Consider the following 14,825-nt stretch of genomic DNA (forward strand, 5'->3'; position numbering starts at 1 on the left):
GGAGCCGGCAGGTCGTGCCGGCTTTGTTCATTAAAACTTACCCGTGGATTTCACCTTCACCCATCTCACGCTTAATTTCAGAAGTATCACCTTTCAACTTCAGTTTAAGCGTTGGGGCAAAGGATCCACCCTGCTGGAAGTTTCCATTTTCATCATGGTATTCGTTCACAAAGCTGATCACCTGACCGTGCGGAAGTACGGCCCAGGAGTAAGCCTGGAATGGATCTTCAGCCGGGTTGGCTATAACAAGACCCGTATCGTTCATCGGCTCGTAATCACCGAAAAGGGAGTTGGCGTGGAAGCCGTAAAGACCATCCGGACCTTCAAGTCCTGGAGCGAACGTAAATTGGTGGGAGATGGTGAACAAGTAATAGTCATCACCCTTCTGGACAACGTGTGGACGTTCCAGCTGCTGGTTCACACCATTCGCTTCAAGAAGAGGCGGCATTAATTCAAATTCTGTCAGGTCTTCGTTTTCTGCTTTAGCAATCCCGACATTTCCGTTATAGTCTTCAGCGCCGGCAGGAACGTCTTCGTCTACATCACCAATGTGTTTCTCTTCGAGTGTCTTTTCATCGCCACCGGTATTTCCTTCGAAGATGATGTATTCTTCACCGGTTTCAGGGTGTTGGAAGAACCAAGGATCACGGAAAGAATAGATAATGCTTCCGGTCTTTTGTTCCTGTGTCTCATAGTACTCGCCATCTGCTTCAGCAAGAATCTGGTGGTCGCCATTGTTCGTTACCTGGAAACCTTCTTTGTTATCGTAATCCATTTCAAATGTGGTCTTAGCCAGACGCTGCTCGAATGTCGGACCTTCATCCTTACGTCCAGCAGCCGTGTAGAACAAGTGGATCGTGCCGTCTTTCTCCATCATTGCTGAGCCGGCCCACTGGCGGTAACCAAGCGCCTTGTCCGTGTCATAAGGGACCGTACCCATTTCCCAATCTTTACCGTTCTTAGAATAGAAGTAGCGGATTTCCGCATGATCGTGGCGGCCGCCCCATGTGTATTCTTTGCTCGCTGTCAGCGCGAATTGTACATAGTACCCGTTGATCTTGGCGATGGAACCATCACGGTTACGAAGCGGCCATGTGTCCCAGATCCAGTAGTCCGGGGCAACATCTGTAAAGGAATCAATGTTTGGGGCTGTGTTTTCATCTGTTAACGTGAAGTTCTGCGCGTCTTCACGGGACCACACAGGTGTGTCATCTGTGGATGCTGCGTGAGAAGTTGTTGGGAGCTGGGCAAACGTGCCGGTCAGGATAAAAGCAGAAAGCGCCAGTTTAGATAAGATCGAATGATTTCGTTTCATGTTTTCTTTCCCCTCCAGAATTGTTAAGTATATGAAGTGTGCTCCGGAACACGTCTTAACTTTACGTGGTAAAACAGGGGCGGTCAACGCCGGAAATCCTGCCATTCACGCTTATGCCAAAAGTCATGAAAAGGCATCTTTCACAAGGATGACAGCGATTTCCCCACTACTATGCAAAGGATTGCACAAAATGTAAAAATAGGGGAGAAGAGGGATATGGAGTGTAATAAATTTACATTTAAACCATTCTAAAATCCAGTTTCATACGTCCTTTATACTCCCTTTTGAATGGTCGTTAAATGAATAAAAAGAACTAATACTCCAACGAATGTTTGTTCTTTTCCGAGAATAGTAAAATTACGATTAAATCCTTTCACATCAGTATTTTTAAGTCGTTAATAACCATTACAATGTGAAGCGCTTGATAGGAAATAAGACATAAAAAAAGACAGACGGGTCCCGTCTGTCTTTTTCACATCTATATACCTAGAAAACTTTTGCAAGGTTCCATTTGCGAAGATAGAAGCTTACAGCTGCTGAACTGCTGAAACGAATGCTCGTGTCCTGAACAGATGGATAGAATCGGGCGGTCATCACGCAGGCACCATCATTAGCAAAAACTTCGATGGAGGACGTATCTACATATATCCTCAGACTATCAAGCTGCGGTACTTCCACCTGCCGCTTTTCGACGGTTCCATCCACATAGCTCTGACGTTCCAGAGTGAGCACCTGTTGACCCCTGGAATATAGAATCCTTGCATTTCCACCGATGGCCACACTCATCCAGCCCTCTGCAACGTCGATATCACTCAACATCAGTTCAACGGCCTTCCCATCAACACCGTCCAAGCTCCGGCTTTCTTTGCTGAGGGTGACTTGATGTTCAACCGCTTCTCCCTGACGGAGCGCTTCCAATTCCTGAACCGGCTGTTGGTACAGCTGACCGTCCTGCCATGTCAATACCCGTGGAAGCGTCATGTTGTGCAGCCACTTGTAAGCGATCGTCGGGTGATCCTGCTCATTCTGATCCGGTACACTCATCCAGCCGAACATCAGCCGGCGTCCCTTTTCATCCAGGGCCGTCTGAGGGGCATAAAAGTCAAAACCATGATCCAGTTCTGTAAATGCTCCATGTTCGTACGTCCCCTGCCTGGGATCGAAGGTACCTGTCACATAACCGGCCTGATAGACGTTTTGATAGCTCATTCCTTCTGCTTCCAGTCCCTGCGGTGAGAAGACAAGCACATCACGTCCATCCAGGTCAAATAAGTCCGGGCACTCAAACATATACCCGAACTCCCCAAGGGGTTCCTGACCGGCGCCGGCAAGAATACCGGCATGGGTCCAGTCCATCAGGTTGTCTGAGGTGAATAGAGCGACAGCCCCTTTCTCATCTTCCGTCTGAGCGCCGATGACCATAAACCAGCGGCCATCCTGCTTCCATACTTTCGGATCGCGGAAGTGGGCAGTATAGCCGTCAGGCAGATGGGCGACGGGCCCTTTTTTATCAAAATGAATGCCGTCTTCCGATACTGCAAGACACTGGTACGATTCCCGGTTTCCCTTTTCATCTTTGACGTTTCCTGTGTAAAAGGCGTAGAGCTTTCCGTCATGCTCGATGGCACTGCCGGAATAGCAGCCGTTTTTTTCAAACCACTCGGATGGTGTCAGAGCGATCTCTTCATGCGTCCAGTGGACAAGGTCCTCAGACGAATAATGCCCCCACAGTTTAGCACCGTGGTCGGTTTTATACGGCATCCACTGATAAAACAGATGGTACGTGCCCTGGAACTGAATGAAGCCGTTCGGATCATTCAACAAACCGACCGGAGGCATGATGTGGTAATGGAGACGATACGGATCGCTCTCTACTAGAGACTGATGCTTTTCGATTTCTTCATAAGCGCTCTTTCGCAGTTCTTGATCTTTAGACATCAATTACTCTCCTGACTGAAGGCGTGTTTGAACTTCTTCAATGGTCGGAAGGGCCGTCATCGCTCCCTTTGTCGATGCAGCCAGTGCTCCGGAAACGGCTGCGAATTCTGCCATTTTCACAGCTTCCGCAAGCGTCAGCTCCTCCATGTTCCCCTCATAGCGGTTCAGCTGATAAAGCATACCGGAGACAAACGCATCTCCAGCCCCTGTCGTATCGACCGCTTTTACTTTCATCGCCGGTACGTGCTCGACGCCTTCTTTCGTAGAAACATAGCTCCCATCCCCGCCCATGGTAATGAGAACGAGAGGGATCTCATACTTCTCGAGGGCTTTCAGGCCGGGCGTGATTTCTTTTTCTCCTGTGATGAATTCCAGCTCTTCTTCAGAAAGCTTAAGCATATCCGCTTCCCCAAGCATGGAAATGATCGTTTCCCGTGCCTGTTCCTCAGAAGGCCACAGCATCATGCGGAGGTTGGGGTCATAGGAAATCACCATTCCCTTTTCCCTGGCAAGCTCCACAGCCCGCTTCGTTGTATCTTTCACCGTATCTCCAATCATGGAGATGGAACCGAAGTGAAGCACTTTATGTGTGTCAAAATCGGATTCCTGAAGGTCCGAACGCTCTAAAAACTGATCGGCACTTGGATGGATATAAAAATCAAAGCTGCGCTCTCCGTCTTCCGCGTTCGTTACAAACACGACACCTGTACGTACATCAGCCGTCAAAGGCATCGCATGGGTCTGCACCCCGAAATCTTCAAGGGTTGTCTTCAGGAAACGTCCGAGAACATCATCGCCGACCTTCCCTAAGAACGTAGATGGAACCCCTAGTCTTGCGAGACCGACCGACACGTTGGCCGGAGCGCCTCCGGGACTTTTCTGGTAGTTCACATTGTTTTTATCCAAAGGGATAAAATCGATTAACGCTTCACCGAGCGAGATGACACCATTTTTCATCACTAATTCCTCCTTTGAACCTTTGTATGAATCATACGAAACAAATCCCTACCAGACAAGCTGGTAAGGACTTGAAAAAAGGATTTACTTCGCTTCTTCCTTCCATCCAAGAAGAAGAGTGGCAATGACCGCACCGCCGACCGCGATCAGACAGCCGATCCCGTAGTTGATCGGGTCCTGCGCGATCGCAAACATCGGAATACCAGTCAGGCCGATACCGTTCGCCATAACTTTCGTGAAGACGACGTAGGCTCCACCGAGGGCGCCACCAATGGCTGCCCCGATAAATGGACGGCGGTGCTTCAAGTTCACACCGAAGATCGCCGGCTCTGTAATTCCAAGGAATGCGGAAATAGCAGCTGGAAGAGCGATTTCTTTCGTTTTCTTGTTGCGTGTTTTGAAGAAGACGGCAAGTGTCGCTCCCCCTTGAGCAATGTTGGCCATCGCCCAGATTGGAAGCAGGTAGTTTCCGCCGACATTATTCAAGAGCTCCGCCTCTATGGCGTGGAAGCTGTGGTGCACCCCTGTTAATACGATGGTGGAGTACAAGCCCCCGAAGATCAGTCCGGCAATCGGACCGGCTGTTTCATAGACCACATCAAGAGCGGTAGTCAGTCCATTACCAAGCATACGGCCGAGCGGTCCTACAACAAGAAGCGCTACGAAACCGGTGAAAATAACAGTCAGGAACGGTGTAAGCAGAAGATCGACCGCGTTCGGAACGATCTTACGGAAATTCTTTTCAAGCCAGGACATGACGTAAACCGTCAATAGCACAGGGATAACGGTTCCCTGATAACCGAGCATTTCAACGCCGAAGCCGAAGAAATCAAGGGTTTCCGGCTGGGCATCAGCAAGTCCCCACGGGTTTAAGAGGGCCGGGTGGGTCATAATTCCCCCGATAACCGCACCGAGGTACATGTTTCCTCCGAATTCCCTTGCTGCACTGAAACCGATCAGGATCGGCAGAATGATAAAGGACGCTGAAGAGAACATATCCAGCATGACAAACAATCCACTTGCTGGATCCATCCATTCGTACGTACGCATTAAGCCGAGCAGCCCCATCAGCATACCGGCAGCTACGATCGCCGGGATGATCGGAACGAAGATGTTGGAAAGCGTCCGCGCGAAGCGGGCGAACGGGTTCATTTTACTTTTCGCTGCATCTTTATGGGAAACCGAGGCGTCTTTCTTTTCTTCCTCATCTCCCATGGACGCACCTACAAGCGGGCCGAAATGGGCGAACACTTTGTTGACGGTCCCTGTTCCGAAGATGATTTGATACTGTCCGGAGCTTGAAAACGCTCCTTTGACCCCATCAAGTTCTTCAACGGCAGATTTATCTATTTTGCTCTCATCATCCATTACAAGGCGGAGACGAGTGGCACAGTGAGTGGCGCTGACAATGTTTTCTTTTCCACCAAGCAGAGGGACAAGCTGTTCAGCAACTTCTTTGTGATTCATGAAGATTCCTCCTTTATTTTTCCAATAAAAAAGACCTAAAACGCATAAAGAATGGAGATAGGTCCCAAAAAAGGATACACCTATGCTTCTTTACACATTTTAGGTCTTGCCTGCTTCTGCAGTAACAATCCTGCGTTATTTAACTTTGAATCGCTTTTTATTCTATATGATGAAAACGCTGTCGTCAACCATTTTCAATTAAAAACAATCACTTCATTAAACGCTGAATATGGAGGGCGATATAGGCGATTTCCGACTCTGGAAAATCGATATTGTACTCCGCTTTCAAGAAGTCCGCCACTTCTTCAGACGTCCGGAATGCGTCGCTGTATTTCATTTTTATCAATTCGAGCATGTCTTCGTCAATCGGTTCGAACTGGCTGCCTTCCTCCACACGGCTGAGTGCAAAGCGCAGATGGGTGACCAGGCGCTGATAATTGATGCTGGTCTCTTCAATCGTAATCTCCGCACATTCTTCCACTTTCTCAACAATATCTCTGAGGACCGTCGCTGTCTGAAGCGATTCCCCCATCGACGGGGAGTCCATTTTTGCAGTATGGATATGCAGCGCGATATGCGCGACTTCATCAGGTGGAATCTCAACACCCATCACTTTCCTGATTTCTTCTTTTGCCCACATCCCCGCCTCAAATTCCTTCTTATAAAGAAACTTGATTTCGTGTGTAAGCTTATTGTGAATCGGAAACCCCTGCTCCAGACGTTCAAGTGCAAACGAAAGGTGATCGGTGAGTGCAATATGAATGTGGTCATTCAAAGGCGCTTCCAAATGGCCTTCTGCATAGCTGATGATCCGTTCAGCGAGATCTATGTGAGCTTCAGGGAGAGTCGAAAGCAGTTGCTGGAACTTCTCTGATGACTGATCCCGCAGCAGGAAGATCTTTTCGATTTTATTTTTCGGGACGATATCGTTGCGCCTCTTTTGAAAGGCAAGCCCCTTCCCCATCACAATCTTTTCCTGTCCTCCGTCGTACACGACAACAGCGTTGTTGTTCAAAATTTTAAAAATGCGCATAAAGCCCCTCCGGTCCATAATATCTTTCACCAGTTTACCACGAATCCACACCCATATGACACACTCAGGCCCCGTCATACAAGCACTGAAAGAAAGCGTTTCAAAAAAGTTTGTTAAAAGCGTTTTCAATATCCGCATTCTATGTCATAATACTTGTATACAAGTTAAACAAGTATACGAAATTGAACAAAGAAGGTGAATCGATGACAGATTCCATCCCTTATTTATATCCAGATAAATGGCTGAATAAAGCATCGGCCGGTGAACGCGTCGCATCTGAGCTTCGCATCCGGATGATTGCTGGATTGATTGAAAGCGGTTCAAAGCTGTCCGAAAACCAGCTGGCATCCGAATTCTCTGTCAGCCGCTCCCCGGTACGTGAGGCACTTAAGCTGCTTGCAGCTGAAAATCTGATTCGTCTTGAACGGATGGGTGCGGTTGTTCTTGGACTATCCGAAAAGGAAATCCAGGAAATCTATGATGTCCGTCTATTAATCGAAACATTCGTATTTGAACGGCTCGTCAAAATGGACACGACAGATCTTGTGAAAGAACTGAGCAAAACACTGGAAATGATGAAGATCGCCATCAAGTACAAAGATGCCGACGATTTCTCCTTTGAAGATGTCCTGTTTCACGAAACGATTATCCGTTCCATTGACCATTCCCACATTTTTATGATTTGGAAGAACCTGAAGCCGACCCTGGAAAGTCTGATTCTCATTTCCATGCGCATGCGCTTCAAGGAAAAGTACGATGATTTTGACCGGATCGTTCATAACCATGAATTGTACATTGAAGCGATCCGCCGGAAGGACCGTGACCTTATGATTGAATCCCTTCATAAAAATTTCGATGACGTCCAGGGCAGTGTGGAAGATTTATGGAGATCCCAGCAGATCTATTCAGAAGGAGTCGAGAGCGATGACTAACTATATGATGGGTGTCGATATCGGCACCACCAGCACGAAAGCTGTTCTGTTCACGGATAAAGGAGATGTCGTGGAAAAAGCCAATGTCGGTTACCCCCTTCATACACCTGACATCTCGACAGCTGAGCAGGACCCCGATGAAATTTTCCAGGCCGTTTTGGAAGCGGTCACACAAATAAAAAAGGCTCACGAAGATAAAGCCATTTCCTTCATATCCTTCAGCAGTGCGATGCACAGTCTGATTGCCGTCGATGAACATGGCTTACCAATCACACCGTGCATTACGTGGGCGGACAACCGAAGTGAGAAATGGTCGGAAAAAATCAAGACTGAGTGGAACGGCCACGGCATTTACCGGAGAACCGGGACACCGATTCATCCGATGAGTCCGCTCAGCAAAATTACATGGCTCGTTCAGGAACACCCTGAAATCGATTCCAGAACTTATAAATATATCGGTATCAAAGAATATATCTTCCATAAGCTGTTTGGCACGTATGTGGTCGATCATTCCATCGCTTCGGCGACCGGATTGATGAATCTGGAGGAACTTGACTGGGATGAAAAAGCCTTGGAAGTCGCCGGCATCGGTCGTGATAAGCTTTCCGAGCTCGTTTCTACGACCACCATATTCACCGGGTTGAAAGAAGAATACGCCAGGGCGGCCGGTCTTGAGGCTGACACTTCCTTTGTGATTGGCGCAAGTGACGGAGTGCTTTCCAACCTTGGTGTCAATGCCATTAAAAAAGGAGAAATTGCTGTCACCATCGGTACAAGCGGAGCGATCCGGACCGTGATCGACAAGCCGCAGACCGATGAAAAAGGCCGGATCTTCTGCTACGCGCTTACAGAAGATCAATGGGTCATCGGAGGACCGGTGAACAATGGCGGGATGATTCTCCGCTGGATCCGTGATGAATTTGCTTCATCGGAAGCAGAAACAGCGAAACGTCTCGGCATCGACCCATATGAAGTGCTGACGAAGATCGCAGAAGGCGTCCGCCCTGGATCTGACGGACTGCTTTTCCACCCTTACCTGGCCGGAGAGCGGGCCCCGCTTTGGAATCCGGATGTACGCGGCTCCTTCTTCGGACTGACACTATCCCATAAAAAAGAGCACATGATCCGAGCTGCATTGGAAGGCGTCATCTACAACCTGTACACGGTTTTCCTTGCCCTGACGGAATGTATGGACGGACCAGTGACAAGGATTCAGGCGACCGGCGGGTTTGCCCGTTCGGAAGTGTGGCGCCAGATGATGGCTGATATTTTCGAGTCCGAGGTCGTCGTGCCTGAAAGCTATGAAAGTTCCTGTCTCGGAGCCTGTATTCTAGGACTCTATGCTGCAGGAAAAACCGATTCACTGGATATTGTATCTGATATGATCGGCAGCACCTTCAAGCATACACCGGAGGAAGAAGCGGTCCATGAATACCGCCAGCTGCTTCCGATGTTCATCCAGCTGTCCAGGTCTCTGGAAGAAAACTACGCCAGTATTGCCAATTACCAACGAAACTTAACCAACTAAACAAACGGAGGGTTTACGATGCCATTATTAATGGTCGCAATTGGAATCGTCGCTTTACTTATCTTGATTATGGGACTCAAACTGAATACGTTTGTTTCCCTGATTATCGTCTCCTTCGGTGTTGCCGTCCTGCTCGGCATGCCGCTTACGGATATTGTTCCAACCATTGAGGCCGGTCTCGGCGGAACGCTCGGCCACCTCGCCTTGATCTTCGGTCTTGGAGCTATGCTCGGTAAACTGATCACTGACGCCGGTGGTGCCCAGCGCATCGCCATGACTTTCGTCAATAAGTTCGGAGAAAAGAACATTCAGTGGGCTGTTGTAGCTGCTTCCTTCATTATCGGAATTGCGCTGTTCTTTGAAGTCGGACTTGTCTTGTTAATCCCGATTGTTTTTGCGATTTCAAGAGAGCTGCGCGTATCCATTTTGTATCTGGGAATCCCGATGGCAGCCGCCCTGTCCGTCACTCACGGCTTCCTGCCGCCTCACCCGGGCCCGACAGTTATCGCTGGTGAGTACGGGGCCGACCTTGGTGAAGTGCTGCTGTATGGAATCATCATTGCTGTCCCGACGGTCATTCTTGCTGGTCCGATTTTCACAAAAATGGCGAAGAAAATTGTCCCGGACTCCTTCAAAAAGCAGGGGAACATCGCTTCTTTAGGCGAACAGAAATCCTTTAAGCTTGAAGAGACACCAGGCTTCGGTATCAGTGTTTTCACAGCTATGCTGCCAGTCATTCTCATTGCTATTTCTACAATTATTACACTAATTCAGGAAACCATGGGTGTAGAATCCGGCGGCTTTCTCTCTGTTATAAACTTAATTGGAAACGCATCCACAGCGATGATCATCTCCCTACTGGTGGCGGTTTACACCATGGGGATCGCCCGTAACATCCCGGTTAAGGACGTGATGGATTCCTGTTCGACCGCTATTGCCCAAATCGGTATGATGCTGTTGATCATCGGGGGCGGCGGTGCCTTCAAGCAGGTCTTGATTGACGGCGGTGTCGGTGATTATGTGGCACAGATGTTTGAAGGCTCTTCCATGTCTCCACTGCTGCTTGCGTGGATCATCGCTGCGATTCTAAGAATCTCTCTCGGTTCAGCTACCGTAGCTGCGTTGACGACGGTTGGCCTTGTCACACCGCTTCTCGGGCAGACAGATGTGAACCTGGCACTGATGGTGCTTTCCACAGGAGCCGGAAGCTTGATTGCCTCCCACGTCAACGACGCCGGGTTCTGGATGTTCAAGGAATACTTCGGTTTAACGATGAAGGAGACCTTTGCTACGTGGACGCTTCTGGAAACGATCATTTCCGTCGCCGGCCTTGGCTTTGTCCTTCTGTTCAGTCTCTTTGTCTAACAAAAAAACCCGTACGAGGGTTCATCCTCGTACGGGTTTTCCTTTTATACAGCCGTCATGACGGCCAAATAAAACGATACAATCATCAAACTCCCGGCAGCCGTCACTATCCCAAGTGAAGGCCTCTTCACTGCGGAAGCGATAGTGATCAGGAGGAACAGCGAGCCGATCAGACCGAGCATCCAGCTCACCGGTCCGAACGATATCGTCACTTCGATGAGTTCCGAGCCGCTTTCCCCTGTAAACGACCGGTACAAAAAGGAAGCTTCTTCTCCTTTTGTCCCCTCCTGATTTGGCGTACCAGCCCTGCCCATAGCAGCCGTCAAAGCAAAAGCGCCGAGGGCAAACCCACTTTCCGCCTTCGTCCACGGAAGCGGATTGAAACGCTGGTCTCCCGCCTTTTTACGGAATAACACACCGTTCATCAAGGCAAAGAGAAGGATGCCGATAACAAACAAGTGCTTAACGAGAAGGGCCTGTCCATAGTTGGAGGGCAGGGCCTGCGCATAGCCTTCCAATGCGTTCATGTCAGGGTTCCCAAAGCTGTACAGATCCACGGACATGGTGAAGTACCCGGCGGCAAAAACGACAATCAGACTGGTGGCAGCTGTCGGCGTATACCATCGCAGAAAAGAGCCCCAGTTTGTCTTGGACACCGCGTACCAGCTCACCATCAGGAGCAGGCCGATCCATACCGATGCCCCGAGAAAATGCAGCGTATGGAACACGTGACCGGCCGATCCCCCAATTGATGCCGCATGAGCAGCCATCGAATAGGAAGCCGTCATCGCAGCGACCAGTCCCAAGGATAAATAAAGCAGGCCCGCTTTTTCCTTCACACCTTTTGACGTCCAGATAAGGAGAAGGAGCATAGAAAACAGGGCGGTCAATAAAAAGGCACGGCCGACCGCAAACTCGAATATGACCTGAATCAAGGCGCTCCCCCATCCCCTTGAAGATGACAGCAGATCAACAATCGGCAGCACCGGAAGAAAAGATCCGAACGTCACCAAAAGAGCACAGGCCTGGATCAGTTTGGGGTTCACACGGACCGGGGGCTTTAGATGATCCGGTACAAGCAGCAGGATCAATGCCCCCATTAATAAGGAAAAAGAAAGGTACAGAAGCAGCTCAGTCAGTCCAATCAGAATCCCCATTGGACATGACTCACTTCCTGCTGCTGAACAGCTTGACGGCGAGCACGATCACAACGGCCAGAAGCAGGAGAGCAACGATGATCATGAAAACAGGCAGACTGTTTTCCTCTTCAGTCTCCTGTTCGCTGTCCACGTCTGTTTCCGGCTGTTCTGCATCGGTTTCACCCTCTGCTTCTGTTTCCTCTTCAGGAACAGCTTCTTCTGTCGTTTCCGTTTCTTCTTCAGCATCTTCCCCATCAACAGTGAAGCTGAATTGTTTTTCAATGACATGACCATCCGCACCGATGATTTCCCAATGGACCGTATACGCTCCATTTTCAAGGGCTTCATCAAACACGGCGGTCATCGTCTGATCAGAGATCGTCACATCGGCCGGTGCAGGAGCCTCCCCTTCCGTTTTCGATAATTCAAGCGTGCTTCCCTCTTCAATGACTGTATTGAAATTCAGTTCGATCGTATCCAGCGGTTCTTCCACCGTCTCCCCTTCAGAGGGCGTCGAATTTTCCAATGATGTATGAGCATGGACTGCCGGTGTGAACAACCCAAGCACGACGACCAGTGCTAATAAAGCAGCTGAAATTTTATGCATAATTTTTCCATCCTTTCTCCATATTAAGACTAAGTAAATGAAAGCCTTTTGATTGGCTATTAGAGCCTGAGTATTTTACTATAGAGATAACGGGGATCATCCCTTTATGGATCACCCGCCCGATCTGACACAGACTTCCGTAATCAAGCTAAGTTTATGTGATAGAATCACTCAAAGTCAAAGTTTCTCATCCTTTGTCACAAAATCTCCATGTTCACTTCCCTGTGGGATCCATTCCCCACATGCCCTACCCGTCTGTTAAGCCGCTCTAAAAAAGGTCCTCCGGCTGAATTCCGACAAAATCCTATAAATGTTGACAAATAAAACAATGTATATAATAATAGTTACTGGATAATAATTATTATAAATAACTGCGCCCTTTTTCTGCAGTTAAATCTCTACCTACTACAGGAGGAATTTTACTATGTCCCTAATCGGAAAAGAAGTACAATCATTCCAGGCGAAAGCATTCAAACAAGGTGAATTCATCGACGTTTCCAACGAAGACTTCAAAGGTCAGTGGAGCGTTGTTTGTTTCTACCCGGCAGACTTCTCTTTCGTATGTCCTACAGAGCTTGAAGACCTGCAGAACAACTATGCAGCTCTTAAAGAACTAGGTGCAGAAGTATACTCTGTTTCTACAGATACTCACTTCGTACACAAAGGCTGGCACGACAGCTCTGAAAAAATCGGTAAAATCGAATACGCTATGATCGGGGATCCTTCCCAGCAGCTTTCCCGTCAGTTCGACGTTCTTAACGAAGAAGACGGACTGGCTGACCGCGGAACGTTCATCATCGATCCAGACGGCGTTATCCAGACGGTAGAAGTTAACGCAGGTGGAATCGGCCGCGATGCAGATAACCTGATCGGCAAAATCAAAGCCGCTCAATATGTTCGCAACAACCCGGGTGAGGTATGCCCTGCCAAATGGGAAGAAGGCGAAGAAACCCTTACACCAAGCCTTGATCTAGTAGGTAAAATCTAAGGAGTGTCCTAATCCATGGTTCTCGATGCACAAATAAAAGCACAACTGGAACAGTACCTGCAGCTTTTAGAAGGTGACATCGAACTGAAAGTCAGCGCGGGAGACGACAATGTCTCCCGTGACATGCTGGCTCTCACCGATGAACTTGCATCCATGTCACCGAAAATTACTGTCCAGAACACAACACTTAAACGTACACCAAGCTTCAGCGTCAATCGTCCCCAGGAAGAAACAGGCATTACGTTTGCCGGTGTTCCTCTCGGTCATGAATTCACCTCTCTCGTCCTCGCCCTCCTTCAAGTGAGCGGCCGTGCTCCGAAAGTGGATGACACCATGATTGAGAAAATCCAGAATATCAAGGGCGAGTTTCATTTTGAGACATTTGTCAGCCTGAGCTGTCACAACTGTCCGGATGTCGTACAGGCCTTGAATATCATGAGCGTATTGAACCCGGGCATCACCCATACAATGGTCGATGGTTCTGCCTTTAAAGATGAAGCAGAAAGCCGCAACATCATGGCTGTTCCATCTGCCTTCCTGAACGGCGAATTCTTCAATGGCGGCCGCATCAGCCTTGAAGAGATCGTTGCTAAAATCAGTGAAGGGCCTTCCGCTGAAGAATTTACAGAGCGTGAACCTTATGACGTTCTTGTTGTCGGTGGGGGACCCGCTGGTGCAAGCTCAGCGATCTACTCCGCCCGTAAGGGAATCCGTACCGGTATCGTAGCGGAACGCTTCGGCGGCCAGGTGCTGGATACGATGACGATTGAAAACTTCATCAGTGTGAAAAGCACCGAAGGACCGAAATTTGCCGCAAGCCTTGAAGAACACGTCAAAGACTATGATATCGATATCATGAACCTACAGCGTGCCAAGGATCTGCGCAAAAATGATGAAGGCATGTTTGAACTTGAACTTGATAACGGCGGCGTGCTGAAAAGTAAGACCGTCATTCTTTCCACAGGTGCCCGCTGGCGTGAAACCGGCGTTCCGGGAGAAGAAGAGTTCAAGAACAAAGGTGTCGCTTTCTGTCCACACTGTGACGGTCCTCTATTCGAAGGCAAAGACGTAGCGGTCATCGGCGGAGGAAACTCCGGCGTGGAAGCAGCCATCGACCTTGCCGGTATCGTGCAGAACGTCACCGTCCTTGAATTTGCAGACACGCTGAAAGCCGATGATGTGCTTCAAGAGCGTCTGCACAGCCTTCCGAACGTCGAAGTGAAGACAGGCGCGCAGACAACGGAAATTACCGGCGATGAGAATGTGAACGGCATCACGTACATCGACCGTGCTTCCGGCGAAGAACAGCACGTGGACCTTGAGGGCGTATTCGTCCAGATCGGTCTCGTGCCGAACACGGAATGGCTCAGCACAGATGTTGAAACGAATAAGATTGGTGAAATCATTACAGATAAACACGGATCCACAAGCATTCCTGGTTTGTTTGCTGCCGGTGACGTCACCGACAGCCCGCACAACCAGATCATCATCTCCATGGGAGACGGTGCCAACGCAGCACTTGGCGCATTCGATTATCTGATCCGCAACTGATCTTT

At 49.0% G+C, this 14,825-nt stretch carries 12 protein-coding genes; 5 read left to right on the forward strand and 7 right to left on the reverse strand.

What is annotated here, in order from left to right:
- Positions 1–37: 37 nt before the first annotated feature.
- The 5 genes from GLV97_RS03445 to GLV97_RS03465 form a co-directional block, all read right to left on the reverse strand.
- Complete coding sequence (locus GLV97_RS03445) at positions 38–1,315, reverse strand: glycoside hydrolase family 68 protein (protein WP_160837360.1); 1,278 nt, start codon at positions 1,313–1,315, stop codon at positions 38–40.
- Between the two features lie 486 nt (positions 1,316–1,801).
- On the reverse strand, positions 1,802–3,253 hold the full coding sequence (locus GLV97_RS03450) for a glycoside hydrolase family 32 protein (protein ID WP_423784954.1): 1,452 nt from the start codon (positions 3,251–3,253) through the stop codon (positions 1,802–1,804).
- Between the two features lie 3 nt (positions 3,254–3,256).
- Positions 3,257–4,210 (reverse strand): aminoimidazole riboside kinase, encoded by a 954-nt coding sequence (locus tag GLV97_RS03455; RefSeq protein WP_160841032.1) that lies wholly within the window; start codon positions 4,208–4,210, stop codon positions 3,257–3,259.
- A gap of 84 nt (positions 4,211–4,294) precedes the next feature.
- Entirely contained in the window at positions 4,295–5,677 is a 1,383-nt protein-coding gene (locus tag GLV97_RS03460; RefSeq protein WP_160889003.1) for a sucrose-specific PTS transporter subunit IIBC, read from the reverse strand.
- Between the two features lie 208 nt (positions 5,678–5,885).
- Positions 5,886–6,710 (reverse strand): PRD domain-containing protein, encoded by an 825-nt coding sequence (locus tag GLV97_RS03465; protein WP_160837368.1) that lies wholly within the window; start codon positions 6,708–6,710, stop codon positions 5,886–5,888.
- Positions 6,711–6,913: 203 nt separating this feature from the next.
- On the opposite strand from GLV97_RS03465, the gene GLV97_RS03470 reads away from it, so the two are divergent.
- The 3 genes from GLV97_RS03470 to GLV97_RS03480 are packed head-to-tail and all read left to right on the forward strand — an operon-like array spanning position 6,914 to position 10,535.
- On the forward strand, positions 6,914–7,642 hold the full coding sequence (locus GLV97_RS03470) for a GntR family transcriptional regulator (RefSeq protein WP_160837370.1): 729 nt from the start codon (positions 6,914–6,916) through the stop codon (positions 7,640–7,642).
- A complete protein-coding gene (gntK, locus tag GLV97_RS03475; protein WP_160889004.1) occupies positions 7,635–9,170 on the forward strand; it encodes a gluconokinase in 1,536 nt (511 codons plus the stop codon). Before GLV97_RS03470 ends, gntK begins: the two co-directional genes overlap by 8 nt.
- Positions 9,171–9,188: 18 nt before the next feature.
- Positions 9,189–10,535, forward strand: coding sequence for a GntP family permease (locus tag GLV97_RS03480; protein ID WP_160837374.1), 1,347 nt, complete (start codon positions 9,189–9,191; stop codon positions 10,533–10,535).
- A 44-nt stretch (positions 10,536–10,579) separates the two neighbouring features.
- On the opposite strand, the gene GLV97_RS03485 is transcribed toward GLV97_RS03480, so the two are convergent.
- Positions 10,580–11,692: a copper resistance D family protein gene (locus tag GLV97_RS03485; RefSeq protein WP_160889005.1), complete on the reverse strand. Its 1,113-nt coding sequence runs from the start codon at positions 11,690–11,692 to the stop codon at positions 10,580–10,582.
- Positions 11,693–11,702: 10 nt separating this feature from the next.
- The gene (locus tag GLV97_RS03490; protein ID WP_160837377.1) at positions 11,703–12,281 is read right to left on the reverse strand and encodes a copper resistance CopC family protein; all 579 of its coding nucleotides are present in this window, start codon (positions 12,279–12,281) and stop codon (positions 11,703–11,705) included.
- Positions 12,282–12,705: 424 nt separating this feature from the next.
- Here GLV97_RS03490 and ahpC point away from each other — a divergent pair, with 424 nt between their 5' ends.
- Both ahpC and ahpF read left to right on the forward strand, forming a co-directional pair.
- Positions 12,706–13,269 (forward strand): alkyl hydroperoxide reductase subunit C, encoded by a 564-nt coding sequence (ahpC, locus tag GLV97_RS03495; RefSeq protein ID WP_160837379.1) that lies wholly within the window; start codon positions 12,706–12,708, stop codon positions 13,267–13,269.
- A gap of 15 nt (positions 13,270–13,284) precedes the next feature.
- Entirely contained in the window at positions 13,285–14,820 is a 1,536-nt protein-coding gene (gene ahpF, locus GLV97_RS03500) for an alkyl hydroperoxide reductase subunit F (RefSeq protein ID WP_160837381.1), read from the forward strand.
- Positions 14,821–14,825: the final 5 nt, after the last annotated feature.

The organism is Halobacillus litoralis, assembly GCF_009856355.1.
In the GTDB taxonomy this organism is placed as follows: Bacteria; Bacillota; Bacilli; order Bacillales; family Halobacillaceae; genus Halobacillus; species Halobacillus litoralis_B.

Bases quoted from the DNA above. Each gene is read 5' to 3' on its own strand.
- GLV97_RS03445 (WP_160837360.1), bottom strand. From the start codon at position 1,315: ATGAAACGAAATCATTCGATCTTATCTAAACTGGCGCTTTCTGCTTTT.
- GLV97_RS03450 (WP_423784954.1), bottom strand. From the start codon at position 3,253: ATGTCTAAAGATCAAGAACTGCGAAAGAGCGCTTATGAAGAAATCGAA.
- GLV97_RS03455 (WP_160841032.1), bottom strand. From the start codon at position 4,210: ATGAAAAATGGTGTCATCTCGCTCGGTGAAGCGTTAATCGATTTTATC.
- GLV97_RS03460 (WP_160889003.1), bottom strand. From the start codon at position 5,677: ATGAATCACAAAGAAGTTGCTGAACAGCTTGTCCCTCTGCTTGGTGGA.
- GLV97_RS03465 (WP_160837368.1), bottom strand. From the start codon at position 6,710: ATGCGCATTTTTAAAATTTTGAACAACAACGCTGTTGTCGTGTACGAC.
- GLV97_RS03470 (WP_160837370.1), top strand. From the start codon at position 6,914: ATGACAGATTCCATCCCTTATTTATATCCAGATAAATGGCTGAATAAA.
- gntK (WP_160889004.1), top strand. From the start codon at position 7,635: ATGACTAACTATATGATGGGTGTCGATATCGGCACCACCAGCACGAAA.
- GLV97_RS03480 (WP_160837374.1), top strand. From the start codon at position 9,189: ATGCCATTATTAATGGTCGCAATTGGAATCGTCGCTTTACTTATCTTG.
- GLV97_RS03485 (WP_160889005.1), bottom strand. From the start codon at position 11,692: ATGGGGATTCTGATTGGACTGACTGAGCTGCTTCTGTACCTTTCTTTT.
- GLV97_RS03490 (WP_160837377.1), bottom strand. From the start codon at position 12,281: ATGCATAAAATTTCAGCTGCTTTATTAGCACTGGTCGTCGTGCTTGGG.
- ahpC (WP_160837379.1), top strand. From the start codon at position 12,706: ATGTCCCTAATCGGAAAAGAAGTACAATCATTCCAGGCGAAAGCATTC.
- ahpF (WP_160837381.1), top strand. From the start codon at position 13,285: ATGGTTCTCGATGCACAAATAAAAGCACAACTGGAACAGTACCTGCAG.